This is a genomic window from Streptomyces sp. BB1-1-1 (genome assembly GCF_031597775.1).
GTDB lineage: Bacteria > Actinomycetota > Actinomycetes > Streptomycetales > Streptomycetaceae > Streptomyces > Streptomyces thinghirensis.
Genome location: NZ_CP134203.1, coordinates 4,132,562 through 4,150,492, shown reverse-complemented (window position 1 = coordinate 4,150,492; position 17,931 = coordinate 4,132,562). Strand labels below are relative to the sequence as shown.

Sequence of the window (17,931 nt, the reverse complement as noted above, 5' to 3'; positions counted from 1 at the left end):
ACCGGCCCGGGGGAATGGCACCAGCTACTGAGGAGCTGACGACATGAGCCACACTAGCCACGTCCGCCTACTGCCCTGGTGTGGGCCCGAGGGCAAGCGCGCAGTCCTGGTCACCGACGGCACGCCCGGCCCGCTCTCTCTACTGGCCGACAGAATCGAGAACCGGCAGATCGAATCGGCTGCCGTCATCGTGGAGCTGGCGCGACCCGTGGTCGGAGCCGCGTCGGACCTCACGGCAGATGAACTCCGCTGGATCATCCGCCGTCTCATCGAGAGCCTGACGGACGTGCTCAACATTGCCGAGAGTCGCGCACAGCGCATCCCGCCGTACGAGGACTGACGCTTCCGTTGGAAGTGATCCGCGCCGCGCCGGTCACCCACGAACGGTGCGGCGCGGGGCGTCACGGCACCTGCGGACCGCCGCACGCGACGGAACCCCGTGACTGATGGCTCGTCGGCTGTGTGGGCACCTGCGCCTGCCAAACGATGCGGGAGGCCTGGACGCGGTTGTCGACACCGAGCTTGGAGTAGGCCCCGCGGATGTGGTCCTTGACCGTGTGGGCGCTGATCCCCAGCGTCTCGGCCATGGCAGGGTTCGATGCTCCGTCCGCCAGTAGGTGCACGATCTCCCGCTCCCGAGAGCTGAGCTTCTCCAGCATCCTGCGCGCGGTGGCCACCGCATCGGCTGTGCGGCCGGGCCGAACGTACTGATCGACCAGGAACTGGGCGGCAACGGGCCCGAGCGCGACCGTGCCTGCGGCTGCTGCCCGTACCGCCCATGGCAGGTGCCGCACGGAGTTGCCGCGCAGCAGGATCCCGCGGGCTCCATGGCGGAGCAGCGCGCAGGTGGCGTGTTCCGACAAGTGGTCGACCAGTACGACGTGTGCCGGAGTGGAGACCTGGAAGCTTGCCGCTTTCGGCGCGGCCGCTCTTGGCAACCGTAGGGCGTCGAGCGCCTCGTCCGGACTGTGGTGGCTGCTGACCAGGACGTCCAGACGTACCGTGGGTGACGCCGCCTTCGATGCCTCGCCGACGATCCGGATCCTGCTGTCTTCTTCCAGGACCCGCCTGACTCCAGCCCGTTCCAGCGGCTCCCGGCCGAGAATGCCTACGCGTATCACGATCCCAGTCCTCCCCCAACTGCCTACCGACTCGCCGTGACGGCGCCCTTGGCGTGTGCCGACACCACGACAGCCGACGGCCCGGTACGACAGGCGGAGTCGGTCAGGCCCCGCCGTCACCCAGCATGCACGCTGCGTACATCTCTCCGACACCTTCAGCTTGTTGCAACGAGGCGAAGAGGGGGGTGTGCGTAAGGGGTGATTCCGGCACATGTCCGCTGCCGGCGAGAGGGGAGCCGTGTTGCGGACCCGGTCCCGGCCGCGCATAGTTGCGCTGCGGAAAGAGCCGGAACCGGGGGTGGGATGGGCGATGGCCGGGCACGGGGCGGATGAGCATCCACACGGTGCCGACCGGCTGTGCGCGGCGGGGGACCGCGTGTACTCCCGGGCCGTACGACGTGGCCGGGTGCCCCGCCGGGACGCCGAGCCGGTCCCCTGCCTCCTGGAACTGGCCCTGCTGCACCCCGACCCCGACGACATGGACTGGCTGGTGCCGACCTCGCCGCAGGAGGTCATGACCCGGCTGCTGCGCGGTGTCCACGACGAGGTCAACGCCAGTCAGCGGCGGGTGGGCTCCGCGGTGGAGGCCTTCGAGCGGTACGCGGGTCTCGGCCGCCAGCTCCAGACCCCGGCCGGCACGGAGGGCACGGCGATCCGCGTCCTGGACGGTCTGACCCGCATCCAGGCCGCGATGGACGAGGCGACGCAGGCGTGCACGACGGAGGTGCTCACCGTCCAGCCCGGCGGCATCCGGCGTGAGCACGAGCTGTCGGAGGGGCTGCACCGGGCGCTGGCGCTGCGCGGGCGCGGGGTGCGGATGCGGGACCTGTACACGCACGTGGCCCGGCACGGGCAGGGCCTGCTCAACTACCTGGAGCTGATGGGCGACGCGGTGGAGGCCCGCACCCTCGACGAGGTCATCGACCGCCTCATCCTCTTCGATCGCACGGTCGCCTTCATCCCCGCCAACACCGACCGCACGATGGCCCTGGAGCTGCGCCACCCCGCCCTGATCGCCTACCTGGTCACGGTCTTCGAACGCCTCTGGCGTCTGGCCATCCCCCTGACCGCCCCCCTCCCCGACACCGGCATCGAGGGCATCTCCCACCGCGAGCAGTCCATCGCGGCGCTGCTGGCGGAGGGCCACCAGGACGCGGTGATCGCGGAGCGGCTGGGCATAAGCGTCCGCACGGCGCGGGCCCACATCGCCCGCCTCTCGGAGACGTTGGGGGCGGCGAGCCGTACCCAGCTGGGCGTACGCATCGCCCAGGCGGGCCTGGACGGCGCCCCGCGCCTGCCCGCCACGATCAGCGTGCCCGATCAGGCTCCGGGTCGAGGATCCCCGACTGGCCGATGAGGTAGCCGAGCTGCGCGCGGCTTTCGCTGCCGAGGGTGGCGGCGAGTTTGGCGATGTGGACGCGGGCGGTGCGGACGTTCATGCCGAGGCGGTCGGCTATGTCGGCGTCGGTGTGGCCTTCGATGAGGAGGGCGGCTATGGCTCTTTGGCGGGGGGTGATGCCGCCCAGTGACTGACGTTGGACGGTTTCGGGGTACATGGGGGTAGCGAGGCGCCAGAGGCGGTCGAAGGTGTTGATGAAGTAGGCGATCAGGGCGGGGTGGCGGACTTCGAGGGCGAGTGAGCGGTCGGCGCTGGCGGGGATGAAGGCGACGGTGCGGTCCACGACGATGAGGCGGTCGGTGACCTCGTCGAGGGTCCGCGCCTCCACGTTGCCCGTCAGGTGTTCGTAGCGGGCGCGTGAGTATGCGGCGTGGCGTGCGGTGTGCTGGTAAAGCGCGCGCATGCGAGCACCACGGTCGAGAAAGGCCTGGTCCCGCCTAATGGCCCCTTCGAGGATGTCAGGGCGCCTGGTGACCTTCGAATCGTGGGGCTGAATCGCCAGCAACTCGTGCCTGCCCTCGACCATGGCTTCCTCGATGGCCTGCCCCGTCCGCTCCTTGCTACTGAGGATTCTGAGTGCCGGAGTGGCCTCGCTCGCCGCCGCACGCGTGCCAAGGCGGATGAGAGGCTCGAACACATCCGCCAGACGTTCACCGCGCCGTCGCTCGCGGGCTATGTACTCTTCCGACGTGCGCAGCAGTCGCTGCAGGGCGACGGTCGGTTCGGTCGGCTCCAGCATGTCCAGGTTGTCGATGGCCGGGTGCAGGAGACCGGTGTCGATCAGGCAAGGTGCTGTCGCTGCCGTGGCGCTGGGTACGCCGCCTTCACGCAGTGCGCGGGAGTACAGCTTGAGACCTGTCTCGCACAGTGCCTCGTCCCCATGCCGGTGCGTCTCGTCGGTCATGAGCGGTTTTCTCCTCCCACACCCCGGGGCTCCTGCTCCAGGATCCCCGACTGGGCTATGAGATAGCCGAGTTGGGCTCGGCTTCCGCTTCCCAGAGCCGTGGCGAGTTTCGCGATGTGGGCTCGGCACGTGCGCACGTTCATGCCCAGACGGCGGGCGATGGCTTCGTCCACGTGCCCCTCCACGAGGAGCTTGGCGATGGAGTGCTGAATTTCCGTGATGCCGTCGGGCGCGGTCTCGTAGGGAGCGCCTGTACTCAACGGAACCGCACGGGACCACATGAACTCGAAAACCTTGATCAGGTACCGGACAAGCCCTGGGTGCCGGAGCTCCAGGGCCACCTGGCGATCATCGCGCGTGGGTATGAAGGCGACGGACTCGTCACAGACGATGAGGCGTTCCACCAACTCGTCGATCGTCCGGTACTCGACTTTGCCGTCCGAGAACTGGGACACGTAGCCCAGTGTCTCAGGGCTGTACCGGGCCGTGTGCTGGTAGAGAGTCCTGATACGCACTCCCCGTTCGAGCAGCGGCCTGTCGCGCTCCAGCCCTTGCAGCAGCGTGTGTTCCAGGCGCCGGCTGCTCGGCTGGACTGTGAGCATCTCGGACTGGCACTCGGACGTGGCCAGGTCCAGTGCCGCGTTTATGCGGTCGAGTCCCTCGAGGACTGCGATCGAGTGCGTGTTTGTGGTGGCGTGTGCGCCGAGAGTCAGGAACGGTTCGAAGGCATCGGCCAGTTCGATCGACATTCGTCTGCGTTCGGCGATCTCCCGCTCGATCGAGTTGAGCCGCTGGGCCAAGGCGACTGATGGAGGCACAGGGCGCAGCCAGTTCGCATCGTCCGGATCTGGGTGGAGAAGGGCGAACTCCATCAGACATGGAACCGCTTCTGCGTCTCCTCGGGCAACGCGTCCAATACGCAGGGCGGTTGCGTAGAGGCGACTACCCTCCTCGCACAGTTCGGACATCGCATGGGGATGTGGCCTTTTAGTCCGATTCGTTATCAAATCTACACCCCCCAGGGTCCTGAACATGCAGGAACATGATGCACTGATTGTGTGGCCATGACGTGCCCGAATGAGCCATCGTCTTGTTCGACGGGGGAAGAGGGGACCTTCAAGTGAGGACGAAGCCGATTATGCGCAACAGATTGCTTCGCTCGGTGCTTGCTGTCGCCTTCTCCGCCGTCGTGGCCGTCGGTGCACTGACTGGTCTCTCTGGCGCGAAGGTCGACACTCGGGCGGACAGCACCTGGGGAATGGCTGCTTCCACGGTTGTTACGACCGTGGCCAGTGCGGCACCTGCTCCCCTTGGTGAAGACGACAGCACTTGGGGCTGACTGATGACGACTCCACCCGACGACCGCTCCTTCCGTCGCGAAATGGCCACCGCCTACCGCTCCGGCTGGCACTTCATCGACCTGGTCACCGCGATCCCCCACGCCGGTGACTCCCTGATGGTGACCGTCTTCGGTGAGCCGGTCGTCGTCACGTTGGACGAGGACGGCGATGTGCGGGCGTACCGGTGTCTGCGGCGGCCTCGGGGGGCGCCGCAGCCCGTGCGGTGCGCCATCCGATACGGAATGATCTTTGTGAACCTGGACCAGAGGGACCACCGGCTCGCGCAGCCGGAGGACCCCGAAGTGAGGACCATCTCGGCCACCCCCCGCAGCGCCTGACGCGATTCCCCCGTCGTTACAAATCGCTCAGGTGCTTCCCCCCGGCAGCGGCGTCACCGTGACCTGAACACGGTGACGCCGCTGTCGTTTTCGGCGACATTTCGGGGTATCGACCCTGCTCCCAGGCTGGCCGAAAAGGCTCTCGTGCGGGGGAAGTGGGCACCCTGGTGGCACCCGGCGGGAACCCGCGCCCGTTTCCTCCTTGAGTGGAATAGACTCAACTTTGTGTACGTTGTCTGAGTCAGCACTGGGAGACATGGCCGGACCGCCGACGGCCGACGCGAGGAGGAGAGCCAGAACGTGGACGCCGAGCTGACCAACCGGAGCCGGGACGCGATCAACGCGGCCAGCAACCGGGCCGTGACCGAGGGGAACGCCGACCTCACCCCCGCCCACCTGCTCCTGGCTCTGCTCCAGGGGCAGGACAACGAGAACATCACCGACCTGCTCGCCGCCGTCGAGGCCGACCTCGCGGCCGTGCGCGCCGGCGCCGAGCGCATCGTCGCCGGGCTGCCCAGCGTGACCGGGTCCACGGTCGCACCGCCGCAGCCCAGCCGTGAGATGCTCGCCGTGGTCGCCGACGCCCAGGCCCGCGCCAAGGATCTCGGGGACGAGTACCTCTCCACCGAGCACCTGCTCCTCGGCATCGCCGCGAAGGGCGGCGCGGCCGGTGAGGTACTGGAGGGGCAGGGTGCCAGTGCGAAGAAGCTGCAAGAGGCCTTCCGCAAGGCCAGGGGAGGGCGCCGCGTGACCACCGCCGACCCCGAGGGGCAGTACAAGGCGCTGGAGAAGTTCGGCACCGACCTCACCGCCTCCGCCCGGGAGGGCAGGCTCGATCCGGTCATCGGGCGGGACCAGGAGATCCGGCGGGTGGTGCAAGTGCTCAGCCGGCGCACCAAGAACAACCCCGTCCTCATCGGTGAGCCCGGTGTCGGCAAGACCGCCGTTGTGGAAGGGCTCGCCCAGCGGATCGTCAAGGGGGACGTGCCCGAGTCGCTCAAGGACAAGCGGCTGGTCGCGCTGGACCTCGGCGCGATGGTCGCCGGGGCGAAGTACCGGGGTGAGTTCGAGGAGCGGCTGAAGACCGTTCTCGCCGAGATCAAGGACTCCGACGGGCAGATCATCACCTTCATCGACGAGCTGCACACCGTCGTGGGGGCCGGGGCCGGCGGAGACTCCGCCATGGACGCCGGGAACATGCTCAAGCCCATGCTGGCGCGCGGCGAGCTGCGCATGGTCGGCGCCACGACGTTGGACGAGTACCGGGAGCGGATCGAGAAGGACCCCGCCCTCGAAAGGCGCTTCCAGCAGGTGCTGGTCGCCGAACCGACCGTCGAGGACTCCATCGCGATCCTGCGCGGGCTCAAGGGGCGGTACGAGGCGCACCACAAGGTGCAGATCGCGGACAGCGCGCTGGTGGCCGCCGCGACGCTGTCCGACCGGTACATCACCTCCCGCTTCCTGCCCGACAAGGCCATCGACCTCGTCGACGAGGCCGCCTCGCGGCTGCGCATGGAGATCGACTCGTCCCCCGTCGAGATCGACGAACTCCAGCGCGCCGTCGACCGGCTCAAGATGGAGGAGCTGGCGATCGGCAAGGAGACCGACGCCGCGTCCCTGGAACGGCTGGAGCGGCTGCGGCGCGACCTCGCCGACAAGGAGGAGGAGCTGCGCGGCCTCACCGCCCGCTGGGAGAAGGAGAAGCAGTCCCTCAACCGGGTCGGCGAGCTGAAGGAGAAGCTCGACGAGCTGCGGGGCCAGGCCGAGCGGGCCCAGCGCGACGGTGACTTCGACACGGCCAGCAAGCTGCTGTACGGCGAGATCCCGACCCTTGAGCGGGACCTGGAGGCCGCCTCCGAGGCCGAGGAGGAGGTCGCCAAGGACACCATGGTCAAGGAGGAGGTCGGCGCCGACGACATCGCGGACGTCGTCGCCTCCTGGACCGGCATCCCCGCCGGGCGGCTGCTGGAGGGCGAGACGCAGAAGCTGCTGCGGATGGAGGACGAGCTGGGCAAGCGGCTCATCGGGCAGGGGGAGGCCGTGCGGGCCGTCTCCGACGCCGTACGGCGGAGCAGGGCCGGGATCGCCGACCCCGACCGGCCCACCGGGTCCTTCCTCTTCCTCGGCCCGACCGGCGTCGGCAAGACCGAGCTGGCCAAGGCGCTCGCCGACTTCCTCTTCGACGACGAGCGGGCCATGGTCCGCATCGACATGAGCGAGTACAGCGAGAAGCACAGCGTCGCGCGGCTGGTCGGCGCCCCGCCCGGATACGTCGGGTACGAGGAGGGCGGCCAGCTCACCGAGGCCGTGCGGCGGCGGCCGTACTCCGTCGTGCTGCTCGACGAGGTCGAGAAGGCGCACCCCGAGGTCTTCGACATCCTGCTCCAGGTGCTGGACGACGGGCGCCTCACCGACGGGCAGGGCCGCACCGTCGATTTCCGCAACACCATCCTGGTCCTCACCTCCAACCTGGGCAGCCAGTACCTGGTCGACCCGACGACCGGCGAGGCGGAGAAGAAGCAGCAGGTCCTGGAGGTGGTCCGGGCGTCCTTCAAGCCGGAGTTCCTCAACCGGCTCGACGACCTGGTGGTCTTCTCGGCGCTGAGCAAGGAGGAGCTGAGCCGGATCGCGCGGCTCCAGATCGGCTCCCTCGCCCGGCGGCTCGCCGAGCGCCGCCTCACCCTGGAGGTCACCGACGAGGCCCTGACCTGGCTGGCCGACGAGGGCATGGACCCGGCGTACGGCGCGCGCCCGCTGCGTCGCCTCGTGCAGACCGCGATCGGTGACCGGCTCGCCCGGGAGATCCTCTCCGGCGAGATCAAGGACGGCGACACGGTCCGCGTGGACCGCTTCGGCGACGAGCTGATCGTGGGCCCGGCCGCGAGCGGCAAGACGCTTTAGGGCGGCAAGGCGCTGGAGGCACGGCGCGATGCGTGGCGGCCCGTCACCCCCGGTGGTGGCGGGCCGCCGTGCGTCACACGGTGAGGTCGACGTCGATGTCGACGCCCGCGCGGAACTCCGTCGTGGGCGCGGGCGCGTCCGGGCAGGTGTGCGCCGGCCGGTCCTGGACACCCGTGCCCGGCATGCGGGAGGTCGCGCTGTGTCGAATGCCCTGGAAGCCCTGCATCGTGCACTCCCCGACCCGGCCGCGCGCCGTCCGGCAGGGCGGCCTCGCCGGCGTTCCGGTCGTCCGGTTCGGGCCCGCGTGCCACGCCGCCGCGTTCCGTGTCCGCCCCATGGCCCGCGTCCGTCCGCCCGGCGTCCACCCGACCGGCCGGATCATGTCAGCCCAGGGCTGACAGGCCCCCGGCGGGCTTGCCACGCCCCTCCCCGCATGGGGGAGGATGGCCAGATCCGTACGAAGGGAAATTCACGGTGACCATCGATCCGTCCTCGATTCCGAACTTCGGGGGCAAGCAGCCCGAGCCGCAGTCCCAAGGACCGGCGGGCCCCGTCGTCCCGGATCAGGATCTTGTGAAGCAGCTCCTCGAACAGATGGAGCTGAAGTATGTCGTCGACGACGAGGGTGACCTCGCGGCGCCGTGGGAGCAGTTCCGTACGTACTTCATGTTCCGCGGCGAGGGTGACCAGCAGGTCTTCTCGGTGCGGACGTTCTACGACCGGCCTCACCAGATCGACGAGAAGCCCCAGCTGCTGGAGTCGATCGACGACTGGAACCGGCGCACCCTGTGGCCCAAGGTGTACTCCCACACCCACGACGACGGCACGGTCCGCCTGATCGGCGAGGCGCAGATGCTGATCGGTATGGGCATCAGCCTGGAGCACTTCGTCTCCTCGACGGTCAGCTGGGTCCGCGCCGCCATCGAGTTCGACCGGTGGCTCGTGGAGCAGCTCGGCCTGGAGCAGGAGGTCAACGAGTCGGAGAAGCCGACGGACGAGGACGGCGAATAGTCCGTCCCGTGTGAGGAGAGCCCGGCCCGGCGGTGATGATGCCGGGGCCGGGCTCTCACCGTTCATCCCGCCACACCGTTCACCCCGCCAGCGTCTTCAGCCGCCGCACCGCCTCTTCCAGTACCGAGGTCCGCTTGCAGAACGCGAACCGGACGAAGGGGGCGCCCTCCTCCCGGTGGTCGTAGAAGACCGCGTTGGGTACGGCGACGACGCCCGCGCGCTCGGGCAGGGCGCGGCAGAAGGCGAAGCCGTCCTCCTCGCCGAGGGGGCGGATGTCGGTGGTGACGAAGTACGTCCCGGCGGGGCGGTAGACGCCGAAGCCCGCCTCTGCCAGGCCCGCCGCCAGCAGGTCCCGCTTGGCCTGCATGTCCGCGCGGTAGGCGGTGAAGTATGAGTCGGGCAGCGCGAGGGCCTCGGCGACCGCGTACTGGAAGGGCCCGGAGGCCACGTACGTCAGGTACTGCTTGGCCGAGCGGACCGCCGTGACCAGGGCGGGCGAGGCGGTGATCCAGCCGACCTTCCAGCCCGTGAAGGAGTACGTCTTGCCGGCCGACCCGATGGTCACCGTGCGCTCGCGCATCCCGGGGAAGCTCGCCAGGGGGATGTGCTCGGCCGTGTCGAAGACCAGGTGCTCGTAGACCTCGTCCGTCACCACCAGCAGGTCCCGTTCCACGGCCAGCTCGGCGACGGCCGCCAGCTCGTCGCGGGTCAGGACGGTGCCCGTCGGGTTGTGCGGGGTGTTCAGCAGCAGCAGGCGGGTGCGGTCGGTGACCGCGTCGCGCAGTTCGTCGAGGTCGAGGCGGAAGGTGCCCTCGTGCGGGCGCAGGGTCACGGGTACGCGCGTACCGCCCGCCATCGCGATGCAGGCCGCGTACGAGTCGTAGTACGGCTCCAGCGCCACGACCTCGTCGCCGGGCTCCAGCAGCGCGAGCAGGGAGGCGGCGATGGCCTCCGTGGCGCCGGCCGTGACCAGGACCTCGGTGTCCGGGTCGTAGGACAGGCCGTAGCGGCGCTCCTGGTGGGCGGCGACGGCGGTACGCAGCTCCGGGACGCCGGGGCCCGGCGGGTACTGGTTGCCGCGCCCGTCGCGCAGCGCCCGTACGGCGGCCTCCCTGATCTCCTCGGGACCGTCGGTGTCCGGGAAGCCCTGGCCCAGGTTGATCGCCCCGGTCCGCACGGCCAGGGCGGACATCTCCGCGAAGATCGTCGTCCCGAACTCGGCGAGCCGGCGGTTGAGGAAGGGGCGGGCGCTGGAGCTCATGGAGGTCATGGAGGTCATCCTGTGCCGAAGCTCTGGAGTTCCTCAACTCTGCTTTGGGGCGTGGTGGCGGGGGGCATCTCCCGTTCACGCGACGAACTTCACAGCGTCACAACGAGCTTCGAACAGAGAGCGAGGCGCCCAACGGGGGGCTGCTTCGGGGGAACTCCGGGCGCGAGCCCGGGAAGCGGAAGGAGGTGGCGCCATGGTCACCGGCATCATCCTGATCGTGGTCGGCGCCCTGGTGGTCCGGGGGCTCATGGCGGGCGCGCGGAGCGGCGGCGGAGGCGGCCGCGACCGAGGCCGCGGCCGCCGGAACAGCTGGTGGGCCGACGGCTCGTCGTCCGGCGGGCACAACACAGGCTCCTCCTGCGGCGGAGGCTCGTCCTGCGGAGGCGGGTCGTCGTCCTGCGGGGGAGGAGGGGGCGGCGGCGGATGCGGAGGGGGCGGCGGCTGACACGGGGCAGCCGAGCCTTCGCAGGGGGAACCGCATCCCCGTCACGGGGCCCGCACCTGGGAGCGGGTCCCGCGCCCCATCACGAGTGCCCGCCGGGAAACCCACCCGGCGGGCGCTCCCACGCACCGGCGCGCGCCGCACGGGCGGGGTGTGCGCCCTGGTTGAACAGTTGAGCTGTGGAGCCCCCTGAGGGATGGAAACCCCACGAAGTTGGGTAAAAACGCTGTGGCGGCGCCACAGTTCATGATTCCCTCTCCATCACCAACGCAGCTCCTCGGACGACCTGTTGACCCCCCTCCTGACCGGCCGACTGGGCTGAGCGGGCCGCATCCCCGGCAGTGACCGGGATGGGCAGGCCCCACACCTTCCTCTCCTTGTGTGCTTGCGGAGCCGATCCATGCTCACGACCCTGAAAACCTCCTACACCGACACGCGCGCGGCCGACCTCGCCTGGGCCCTGGGGCGCGAGCCGCTGCCCGCGCTCGCCAGTCTCGATCTCGAACTGACGGGCGCGAAAATGCAGTTGAGACTCCTGGGGGCCTCCCATCAAGTCCTGCTGGAGGAGGAGCGGGGAAGCTGTTCGGAGACGGTGGCGTGCATCCCCGGCAGCAGCACCCCCCTTCCGCTGGGCGTCGCCAAGCGGAAGGGCGACTGGGAGTACGAGTTCGCCGCCCGCGTGGAGGTGCTGACGCCGGGCTCCTTCGCCGGACGTGCCCAGGAGCTGCTGGCCCTGGTCGCCGACCACCCGCACGGGCTGGCCGGCGTCTTCCCCGGCAGCCCGCACGCCTTCACCGCGCTGCTGGCCCATCGGCACGAGGGACAGGTGCACTGGCGGACCTGGCACGCCTATCCGCAGGACGGCCACCTGGTGGCGACCCGGACCCGGGTGGGTGTCCGGGTGCCGACGTCGCAGCTCAGCCCGTCCGGGGTGTGAGCGGGTGCGGGGCGGGGGTCCGGGCGGCCCCGGGCGGGATAAACCTGTGGTGCCCGACAGAACGTCAGTTTCACACGTGTGGGTGACGAAGCGCAGTGCGGGAGTGACGTAACGTCACCCCGTGATCGAACCGCACGCGCCCGCCCCGCCCGGCTCTCCGCCGTCCTGGGGCGGCCCCGGCGGCTCTCCCGACCGCCCCGGCGGCTCTCCCGATTCAGCCGGCGGTACGCCCGGTGCCTCCGGGCCCGGTGGGCCGGCGCGGCTGCCCGTCCGGCCGGCCGTCGGGCGGTTCCTGGTGCTGGCCGGTGTGTTCGTCTGCGCGGCCTGCGGGCTCGTGTACGAACTCGAACTCGTCGCCCTCGCCTCGTACCTGATCGGCGACTCGGTCACCCAGGCGTCCGTCGTCCTGTCCGTCATGGTCTTCGCCATGGGCCTCGGCTCGCTCGCCGCCAAACGGCTGCGCAGGTTCGCGGCGGCCGGCTTCGGCGCGGTCGAGGCCGTCCTCGCCCTCGTCGGCGGCTCCAGCGCGATGGTGCTGTACGCCGTCTTCGCCTGGACCGGCGGCTGGGGCGGCCTGTGGGCCGACGGCCCGCGCTTCCTCCTGGTCGCGTTCTCGCTCGCCATCGGCGTGCTGATCGGCGCCGAGGTACCGCTGCTGATGGAGCTGATCCAGCGCGTCCGCCGCCAGGACGCGGGCGGCGCCGTCGCCGACCTGTTCGCCGCGGACTACGTCGGCGCGCTCGTCGGCGGCCTCGCCTTCCCCTTCGTACTGCTGCCCTTCCTCGGCCAGCTGACCGGCGCGCTGCTCACCGGCACCGTCAACGCGCTCGTCGGCGCGGCCCTGGTCCTCGGCCTGTTCCGGCGGGACATGACCCGCCGGGCCCGTTGGCTGCTGCTGACCGCCAACGCCGTCGTACTCGCCCTGCTCGCCACGGCGACCGTCCTCGCCGACGACTTCGAACGCGCCGCCCGGCACGCCGTGTACGGCCAGGACGTCCGCGTGGCCGTGAAGACCGACGTGCATGAGGTCGTCCTCACCGGCGACGCCGACGGCCGGCCGCTCGACCTGTTCCTGGACGGCCGGCTGCGGGTCGGCGGCAGCGGCGAGCGGCGGTACCACGAGGTCCTGGTGCACCCCGCCATGAGCGGCCCGCACGCGCGCGTGCTGATCCTCGGAGGCGGCGACGGCCTCGCCGCGCGGGAGGTGCTGCGCCACCCGGACGTGCGCCGCGTCGACGTCGTCGAACTCGACCCCGGGCTGGCCCGGCTGGCCCGGCACGATCCCGGACTGTCCGCGCTGAACGAGCACGCCTACGGCGATCCGCGCGTCCACGTCAGCACGGCGGACGCCTTCCACCGGCTGCGCTCGACGCCCACCGCGACGTACGACGTGGTGATCTCGGACCTGCCCGACCCGGGCCTCACGGCCAGTACGAAGCTGTACTCGCAGGAGTTCTACGGCCTGCTCCGGCGGGTGCTCGCCCCCGACGGGCGGCTGGTCGTGCACGCCGGTCCGCTCTCCGCCCGCCCTCGGGCCTTCTGGACGGTGGACGCGACGCTCCACGCGGCCGGTCTGCGGACCGCCCCCTACCGTGTCGCCGCCCGGGACACCGGCCTCGCACCGGACCCCGACCGCACGGCCGCCACCCCGAGCGCCCCCCGCGACTGGGGCTTCCTCCTGGCCGCCCGCACGCCCCCCGCCCTGCGGCTCGAACCGACGGGCCCCCGCCCGAGCACCCTCACGCCCCGGTCCCTGGCCCAGGACGCCCGCGCCGCGTCCCGCGCCCGGATCGACGGCCTGCCGCCGTCGACGCTGGTGCATCCGCGGTACTGAGCCCGCGCCCGAGCCGTGCCCGCGCCTGAACCGTGCCTGCGCCCGCGCCGCCTCCGAGCCACGCCCGCCCCCGAGCCGCGCCCGTGCCCGCGCCCGCGCCCCCGTCCTCCGTACGAACGAGTCAATGCGGCGGCCCGGCCCTCCCCCGGGTACGGGACGGACCGCCACACCCCCCTGCGGATCGTTCGCACCGAGAACCTATGGCCGCCCCGCCCGTCCCGGAATCCCGCAGTGGGTGGATACGGGACCCAACCCAGCGCGGTAGGCGACCGGTTCCTGCGACTTCCGCGGTACGGCGGAAGGATGACGCCGCCGCCGGACGGGCGGACCTACGCTGCCGCAATGCGCCCGCACCCCCTGGCGGCCGACGGCCTGATCGCCGCGGCGCTGACGACCGTGGCCGTCCTGCTCGGCACCGAGGCCGTCGCCCAGGGGTGGCCGGCGCTCGGCCCGCTCGCCTGGACGCTCGTCGCCCTGCTGAACCTCCCGCTCGCCCTGCGCACCCGCGCCCCCGTCACCGTCTGTCTCGCCGTCCACGCCTGCTGGGCGGTCTACGTCACCCTCGGCTACTGGCCCGTGGTCGGCTCCTTCGGCCCGATGCTCGCCGTCTACACCGTGGCCTCCCTGCGCCCCACCCGCACCGCCGCCGCCTGCGCCGCCCTGCTCGCCGGTGTCTGGATCTACGCCGGGGTGGTCAGCGACGCCGAGGCGATGGCGTCGGTCGTGGGGCAGGCCGTGGGCTTCCCGCTGGTGCTGTGGCGGTTCGGGTACGTGGCCCGCCGGACCGGCGAACTCACCCGGCAGCTCCGTGCCGAACAGGCGGACCGCGCCCGGCGCGAGGTGGCCGAGGAACGCGTCCGGATCGCCCGTGAACTGCACGACGTGGTCGCCCACCACATCGCCGTCATCAACGTCCAGGCCGGACTGGCCCGCTTCGTCTTCCACTCCGACGCCCGCACCGCGCGCGGCGCCCTGGACACCATCGAGGGCGCCAGCGGCGAGGCCCTCGCCGAACTCCGCCGCATGCTCGGCCTGTTGCGTGCCGACGGCGTCCAGGGCGCGGTCGGTGCCCCCGCTCCCGGCCTCGACCAGCTGGACGAGATGGTGACGCGGGTGCGCTCCGGTGGCGTGGGCGTGGAACTGCGCGTCACGGGCACCCCGCGCCCGCTGCCGCCCGGCGTTCAGCTGTGCGTCTACCGGGTGGTGCAGGAGGCCCTCACCAACGCGCTCAAGCACGCGCCCGGAGCGAACGCCGCCGTCGAACTCGCCTACCGCGCGGGCGAGGTGACGGTGTCGGTCACCGACGACGGAGACGGGGCCGGCCGTCGGGCGGAGGGACGCCGGGAGGGGGTGGATTCGGACACAATCCCCGAGCGCGGCGGCCATGGCTTGATCGGAATGCGGGAGCGGGCCAAGCTCTACGGCGGGACGATCGTCGTCGGCCCGCGCAGCGAGGGGGGATTCGGCGTGCGCCTGACCCTGCCGACGCCGGTACGGACCGCACGCCGGGGAGACGCTGTCAGGGAATGACCGACGCGAACCACCCGACGGACGCCCCGATCCGGCTGCTCGTCGTCGACGACCAGTTCCTCGTGCGCAGCGGACTGGCCGCGCTGCTGCGCGCCGCCCCGGGCATGGAGGTCGTCGGGGAGGCGGCCGACGGCGCCGAGGCGGTGGCGGTGGCCGCGCGGACCCGGCCGGACGTCGTCCTCATGGACATCCGCATGCCCGGCATGACCGGCATCCAGGCCACCGAGCGGATCCTCGCCGAGGCCGTGGACCCCGCGCCCCGCGTCCTGGTGCTGACCACCTTCGACCTCGACGAGTACGTGTACGGCGCCCTGCGCGCGGGCGCCTCCGGCTTCCTGCTCAAGGACGCCGGCCCCGAACGGCTGCTGGCCGCGGTCACCGCGGTGCACGGCGGCGACGCGCTGTTCGCCCCCGCGGTCACCCGGCGCCTGGTGGAGGCGTTCACGCGGATGTCGGACACGAGCCGACCGGACCCGTCGGACGCGGGCCCGCCGCCCGGACTGACGGCGCTGACCGCCCGCGAGGCCGAGGTGCTGAAACTGGTGGCCCGCGGCCTGAGCAACGCCGACGCGGCCGACCGCCTGTTCATCAGCGAGGCCACGGTGAAGACCCACCTCAACCGCACGATGACCAAGCTGGGCCTGACCAGCAGGGCCCAGGCGGTGGTGGTGGCGTACGAGACGGGACTGGTGACGCCGGGGGGTGCGGGAGGCGTGGGAGGGGGCGGGTGACTTTGTGCCGACGGGGGGTGCGTCGGGCGCCCGCTGGGTAGGGTGGCGTGACATGGAGCATGAGGTGTTCGTTCCGGTTCCGGCCGAGCGGCTCAGGGACGTGCTGGCCGACCCCGTCCGGGTCGCCCGGGCGGTTCCGGGGCTCCAGCAGGACGCCGGTGCCGAGCCCGTCGCGGGACGGCTCAAGGTGCGCATCGGCAGTCACTCCATCACCTACCGGGGCTCCGTGCGCCTGTCCGCGCGCGAGGACGGTGCGTACGCCGTCGAGGGCGACGCCACCGAGTCGCGCGGCACCGGCACGGTCACGCTCGCGCTCACCCTCCGCGTGGCGGACGCCGACGGCGGTTCCACCCTCACGTTCGCCGGGACGGCCACCGCGGACGGGCGTGTCACGGAGCTGCCCGAGGAGTCGGTGACGTCGGCCGCGGCCCGGCTGCTGACGCGGTTCGCGGGGAACCTGGGCGCGGCGGCGGGGCGGGAGCGGGAGCAGGGGCCTGAGCAGCCCGAGGCGCGGCCGGAGCCGCAGCAGCACGCCTCCGTCTTCGACGCCGAGATGCCCCCGCCCTCCCTCGCGAACACGGACGAGGGCGAGGCGGAGGGGCAGGGCGAGGCGGGCGATCCGGAGCGGCACGGCGAGCAGGGCGAGGCGGCTGAGCAGGGCGAGCCGGATGCCCTTGCGGCCCCCGCCACCCCTGAAGCCCCCGCCACCCCTGAAGCCCCCGCCACCCCTGAAGCCCCCGAAGCCCCCGCCACCCCTGGAGTCCCCGCCAGCCCCGAAGCCGCCGAGCCGCCCGCCGCCGAGGCCGCGCACGCGCGCCGCACGATGATCGGCCGCAGTGCCGAGGAGGTGGACCACGCCCCGCCCCGCGGCCGGTACGCTCCCGTCCCCGCACCCCAGGCGAGCGCGGCCGGTGCTCCCCTGCGCTGGGCCGCCCCGGCGGCGGCACTGGTCGTGGCGTCCGCGATCGTGGTGGGCCGCGCGCTGCGCAGGCGCCGCTGAACCGTCGCAGCCGAGCCGTAGCCGGGTCGCGGCCCAACCGTCGTAGCCGGGCCGCCGCCGAGCAGCCGTAACCGAGCCGCCGCTCAGCTGCCGTAGCCGGGCCGCAGCCGAGCAGCCGTAACCGTGCCGCAGCTCAGCCGCCGCAGCCGGGCCGTCGTAGCCGAGCCGCCGCTCAGCCGCCGTAGCCGGGTCGCGGCCGAACCGTCGTAGCCGGGCCGCCGCTCAGCCGCCGTACCCGAGCCGCGGCCGAACCGCCGTAGCCGGGCCGCCGCTCAGCCGCCGTAGCGTGCCGCCGCTCAGCCGCAGCCGGGCTCTGTCGAGTCGGCCGGGTGGGGCGGTCTTGATCGCCCCAGTAGGGTCGTGGCGTGAGTAACGAACCCATCACGCTGACCGCGGGTGACGCGGAGGCGACCGTGCTGCCGGGCAACGGCGGCCGGATCGGCGGGCTGCGCGTCGGCGGCACGGAGCTGCTCCGCCAGGGCGAGCGCTACGGCTGCTTCCCGATGGTCCCCTGGTGCGGCCGGATCCGCGAGGGCCGCTTCCGGGACGGCGCCGTCGTCCACCAGATGCCGCTGAACTCCCCGCCGCACGCCATCCACGGCACCGCCCGCGACGCCGCCTGGCGCACCGCCCGCGTCACCGCCGACGAGGCCGTCCTCACGTACGACCTCACCGAGCCCTGGCCCTACTCCGGCCGCGTCACCCAGGTGATCGCCCTCGCCGAGGACGCGCTGACGCTGACGATGTCCGTGGAGACGTACGACTCGTCCTTCCCGGCGCAGATCGGCTGGCACCCCTGGTTCAACCGAACCCTCGACGGCGCCGACGGGGCCGGCGTCGAGATCGCCTTCGACCCCGCCTGGCAGGAGGAGCGCGGCGACGACCACCTGCCCACCGGCAACCGCGTCGACCCGAAGCCGGGCCCCTGGGACGACTGCTTCGGCATGCCGGACGGCGTCGACGTCACCCTCACCTGGCCGGAGCGCCTGGAGCTGAGGGTGACCAGCCCGGAGCGGTGGGCCGTGGTCTACGACGAGCAGGAGGCCGCCGTCTGCGTGGAGCCGCAGACCGGGCCGCCCGACGGCCTGAACACCCTCCCGCGCCTGGTCACGCCCCTGGAGCCGCTGGAGGCCACGACGACCTGGAGCTGGACCCGGCTCTAAGCTGGTCGGC

18 protein-coding genes are annotated in these 17,931 nt (G+C 71.8%); 13 read left to right on the top strand and 5 right to left on the bottom strand.

Annotation, left to right across the window (positions count from 1 at the left end):
* Positions 1-43 precede the first annotated feature (43 nt).
* The gene (locus RI578_RS19000; protein WP_310872183.1) at positions 44-340 is read left to right on the top strand and encodes a hypothetical protein; all 297 of its coding nucleotides are present in this window, start codon (positions 44-46) and stop codon (positions 338-340) included.
* Between the two features lie 61 nt (positions 341-401).
* On the opposite strand, the gene RI578_RS18995 is transcribed toward RI578_RS19000, so the two are convergent.
* Positions 402-1,121, bottom strand: coding sequence for a response regulator transcription factor (locus RI578_RS18995; protein WP_310872182.1), 720 nt, complete (start codon positions 1,119-1,121; stop codon positions 402-404).
* A gap of 310 nt (positions 1,122-1,431) precedes the next feature.
* Between RI578_RS18995 and RI578_RS18990 the strand changes: the two genes are divergently transcribed.
* Positions 1,432-2,478 carry a LuxR C-terminal-related transcriptional regulator gene (locus RI578_RS18990; protein ID WP_310872181.1) on the top strand — a complete coding sequence of 349 codons (1,047 nt, stop codon included), beginning with the start codon at positions 1,432-1,434 and terminating at the stop codon, positions 2,476-2,478.
* Here the strand turns inward: RI578_RS18990 and RI578_RS18985 are convergent.
* Both RI578_RS18985 and RI578_RS18980 read right to left on the bottom strand, forming a co-directional pair.
* A complete protein-coding gene (locus RI578_RS18985; protein ID WP_310872180.1) occupies positions 2,429-3,424 on the bottom strand; it encodes a helix-turn-helix transcriptional regulator in 996 nt (331 codons plus the stop codon). The two genes, RI578_RS18990 and RI578_RS18985, sit on opposite strands and share 50 nt — an antisense overlap.
* Positions 3,421-4,458: a helix-turn-helix transcriptional regulator gene (locus RI578_RS18980; RefSeq protein ID WP_310872179.1), complete on the bottom strand. Its 1,038-nt coding sequence runs from the start codon at positions 4,456-4,458 to the stop codon at positions 3,421-3,423. Before RI578_RS18980 ends, RI578_RS18985 begins: the two co-directional genes overlap by 4 nt.
* A 308-nt stretch (positions 4,459-4,766) precedes the next feature.
* Between RI578_RS18980 and RI578_RS18975 the strand changes: the two genes are divergently transcribed.
* Both RI578_RS18975 and clpB read left to right on the top strand, forming a co-directional pair.
* Positions 4,767-5,102, top strand: a complete 336-nt coding sequence (locus RI578_RS18975; RefSeq protein ID WP_310872178.1) for a hypothetical protein — start codon at positions 4,767-4,769, stop codon at positions 5,100-5,102.
* Positions 5,103-5,402: 300 nt separating this feature from the next.
* Positions 5,403-8,003 (top strand): ATP-dependent chaperone ClpB, encoded by a 2,601-nt coding sequence (gene clpB, locus RI578_RS18970; RefSeq protein WP_310872177.1) that lies wholly within the window; start codon positions 5,403-5,405, stop codon positions 8,001-8,003.
* A gap of 73 nt (positions 8,004-8,076) precedes the next feature.
* Here clpB and RI578_RS18965 read toward each other — a convergent pair whose 3' ends face one another.
* Positions 8,077-8,229, bottom strand: a complete 153-nt coding sequence (locus RI578_RS18965; protein WP_310872176.1) for a hypothetical protein — start codon at positions 8,227-8,229, stop codon at positions 8,077-8,079.
* Position 8,230: 1 nt separating this feature from the next.
* Between RI578_RS18965 and RI578_RS18960 the strand changes: the two genes are divergently transcribed.
* Both RI578_RS18960 and RI578_RS18955 read left to right on the top strand, forming a co-directional pair.
* A complete protein-coding gene (locus RI578_RS18960) occupies positions 8,231-8,401 on the top strand; it encodes a hypothetical protein (protein WP_310872175.1) in 171 nt (56 codons plus the stop codon).
* Between the two features lie 76 nt (positions 8,402-8,477).
* On the top strand, positions 8,478-9,014 hold the full coding sequence (locus RI578_RS18955) for a YbjN domain-containing protein (protein ID WP_121748176.1): 537 nt from the start codon (positions 8,478-8,480) through the stop codon (positions 9,012-9,014).
* Between the two features lie 79 nt (positions 9,015-9,093).
* Here RI578_RS18955 and RI578_RS18950 read toward each other — a convergent pair whose 3' ends face one another.
* Positions 9,094-10,284, bottom strand: coding sequence for a pyridoxal phosphate-dependent aminotransferase (locus RI578_RS18950; protein WP_310872174.1), 1,191 nt, complete (start codon positions 10,282-10,284; stop codon positions 9,094-9,096).
* 193 nt (positions 10,285-10,477) lie between these two features.
* On the opposite strand from RI578_RS18950, the gene RI578_RS18945 reads away from it, so the two are divergent.
* From RI578_RS18945 to RI578_RS18915, 7 genes are all read left to right on the top strand, one after another.
* Entirely contained in the window at positions 10,478-10,729 is a 252-nt protein-coding gene (locus tag RI578_RS18945; RefSeq protein WP_310872173.1) for a hypothetical protein, read from the top strand.
* Between the two features lie 397 nt (positions 10,730-11,126).
* Positions 11,127-11,663 (top strand): DUF2617 family protein, encoded by a 537-nt coding sequence (locus RI578_RS18940; RefSeq protein ID WP_310872172.1) that lies wholly within the window; start codon positions 11,127-11,129, stop codon positions 11,661-11,663.
* A gap of 121 nt (positions 11,664-11,784) precedes the next feature.
* Positions 11,785-13,497 carry a polyamine aminopropyltransferase gene (locus RI578_RS18935; RefSeq protein ID WP_310872171.1) on the top strand — a complete coding sequence of 571 codons (1,713 nt, stop codon included), beginning with the start codon at positions 11,785-11,787 and terminating at the stop codon, positions 13,495-13,497.
* 342 nt (positions 13,498-13,839) lie between these two features.
* The gene (locus tag RI578_RS18930) at positions 13,840-15,027 is read left to right on the top strand and encodes a sensor histidine kinase (protein WP_310872170.1); all 1,188 of its coding nucleotides are present in this window, start codon (positions 13,840-13,842) and stop codon (positions 15,025-15,027) included.
* Positions 15,024-15,758 carry a response regulator transcription factor gene (locus RI578_RS18925; RefSeq protein ID WP_310872169.1) on the top strand — a complete coding sequence of 245 codons (735 nt, stop codon included), beginning with the start codon at positions 15,024-15,026 and terminating at the stop codon, positions 15,756-15,758. The genes RI578_RS18930 and RI578_RS18925 overlap by 4 nt, the downstream gene beginning before the upstream one ends.
* A gap of 52 nt (positions 15,759-15,810) precedes the next feature.
* A complete protein-coding gene (locus tag RI578_RS18920; protein ID WP_310872168.1) occupies positions 15,811-16,758 on the top strand; it encodes an SRPBCC domain-containing protein in 948 nt (315 codons plus the stop codon).
* Between the two features lie 365 nt (positions 16,759-17,123).
* The gene (locus RI578_RS18915; protein ID WP_310872167.1) at positions 17,124-17,921 is read left to right on the top strand and encodes an aldose 1-epimerase; all 798 of its coding nucleotides are present in this window, start codon (positions 17,124-17,126) and stop codon (positions 17,919-17,921) included.
* Positions 17,922-17,931 lie beyond the last annotated feature (10 nt).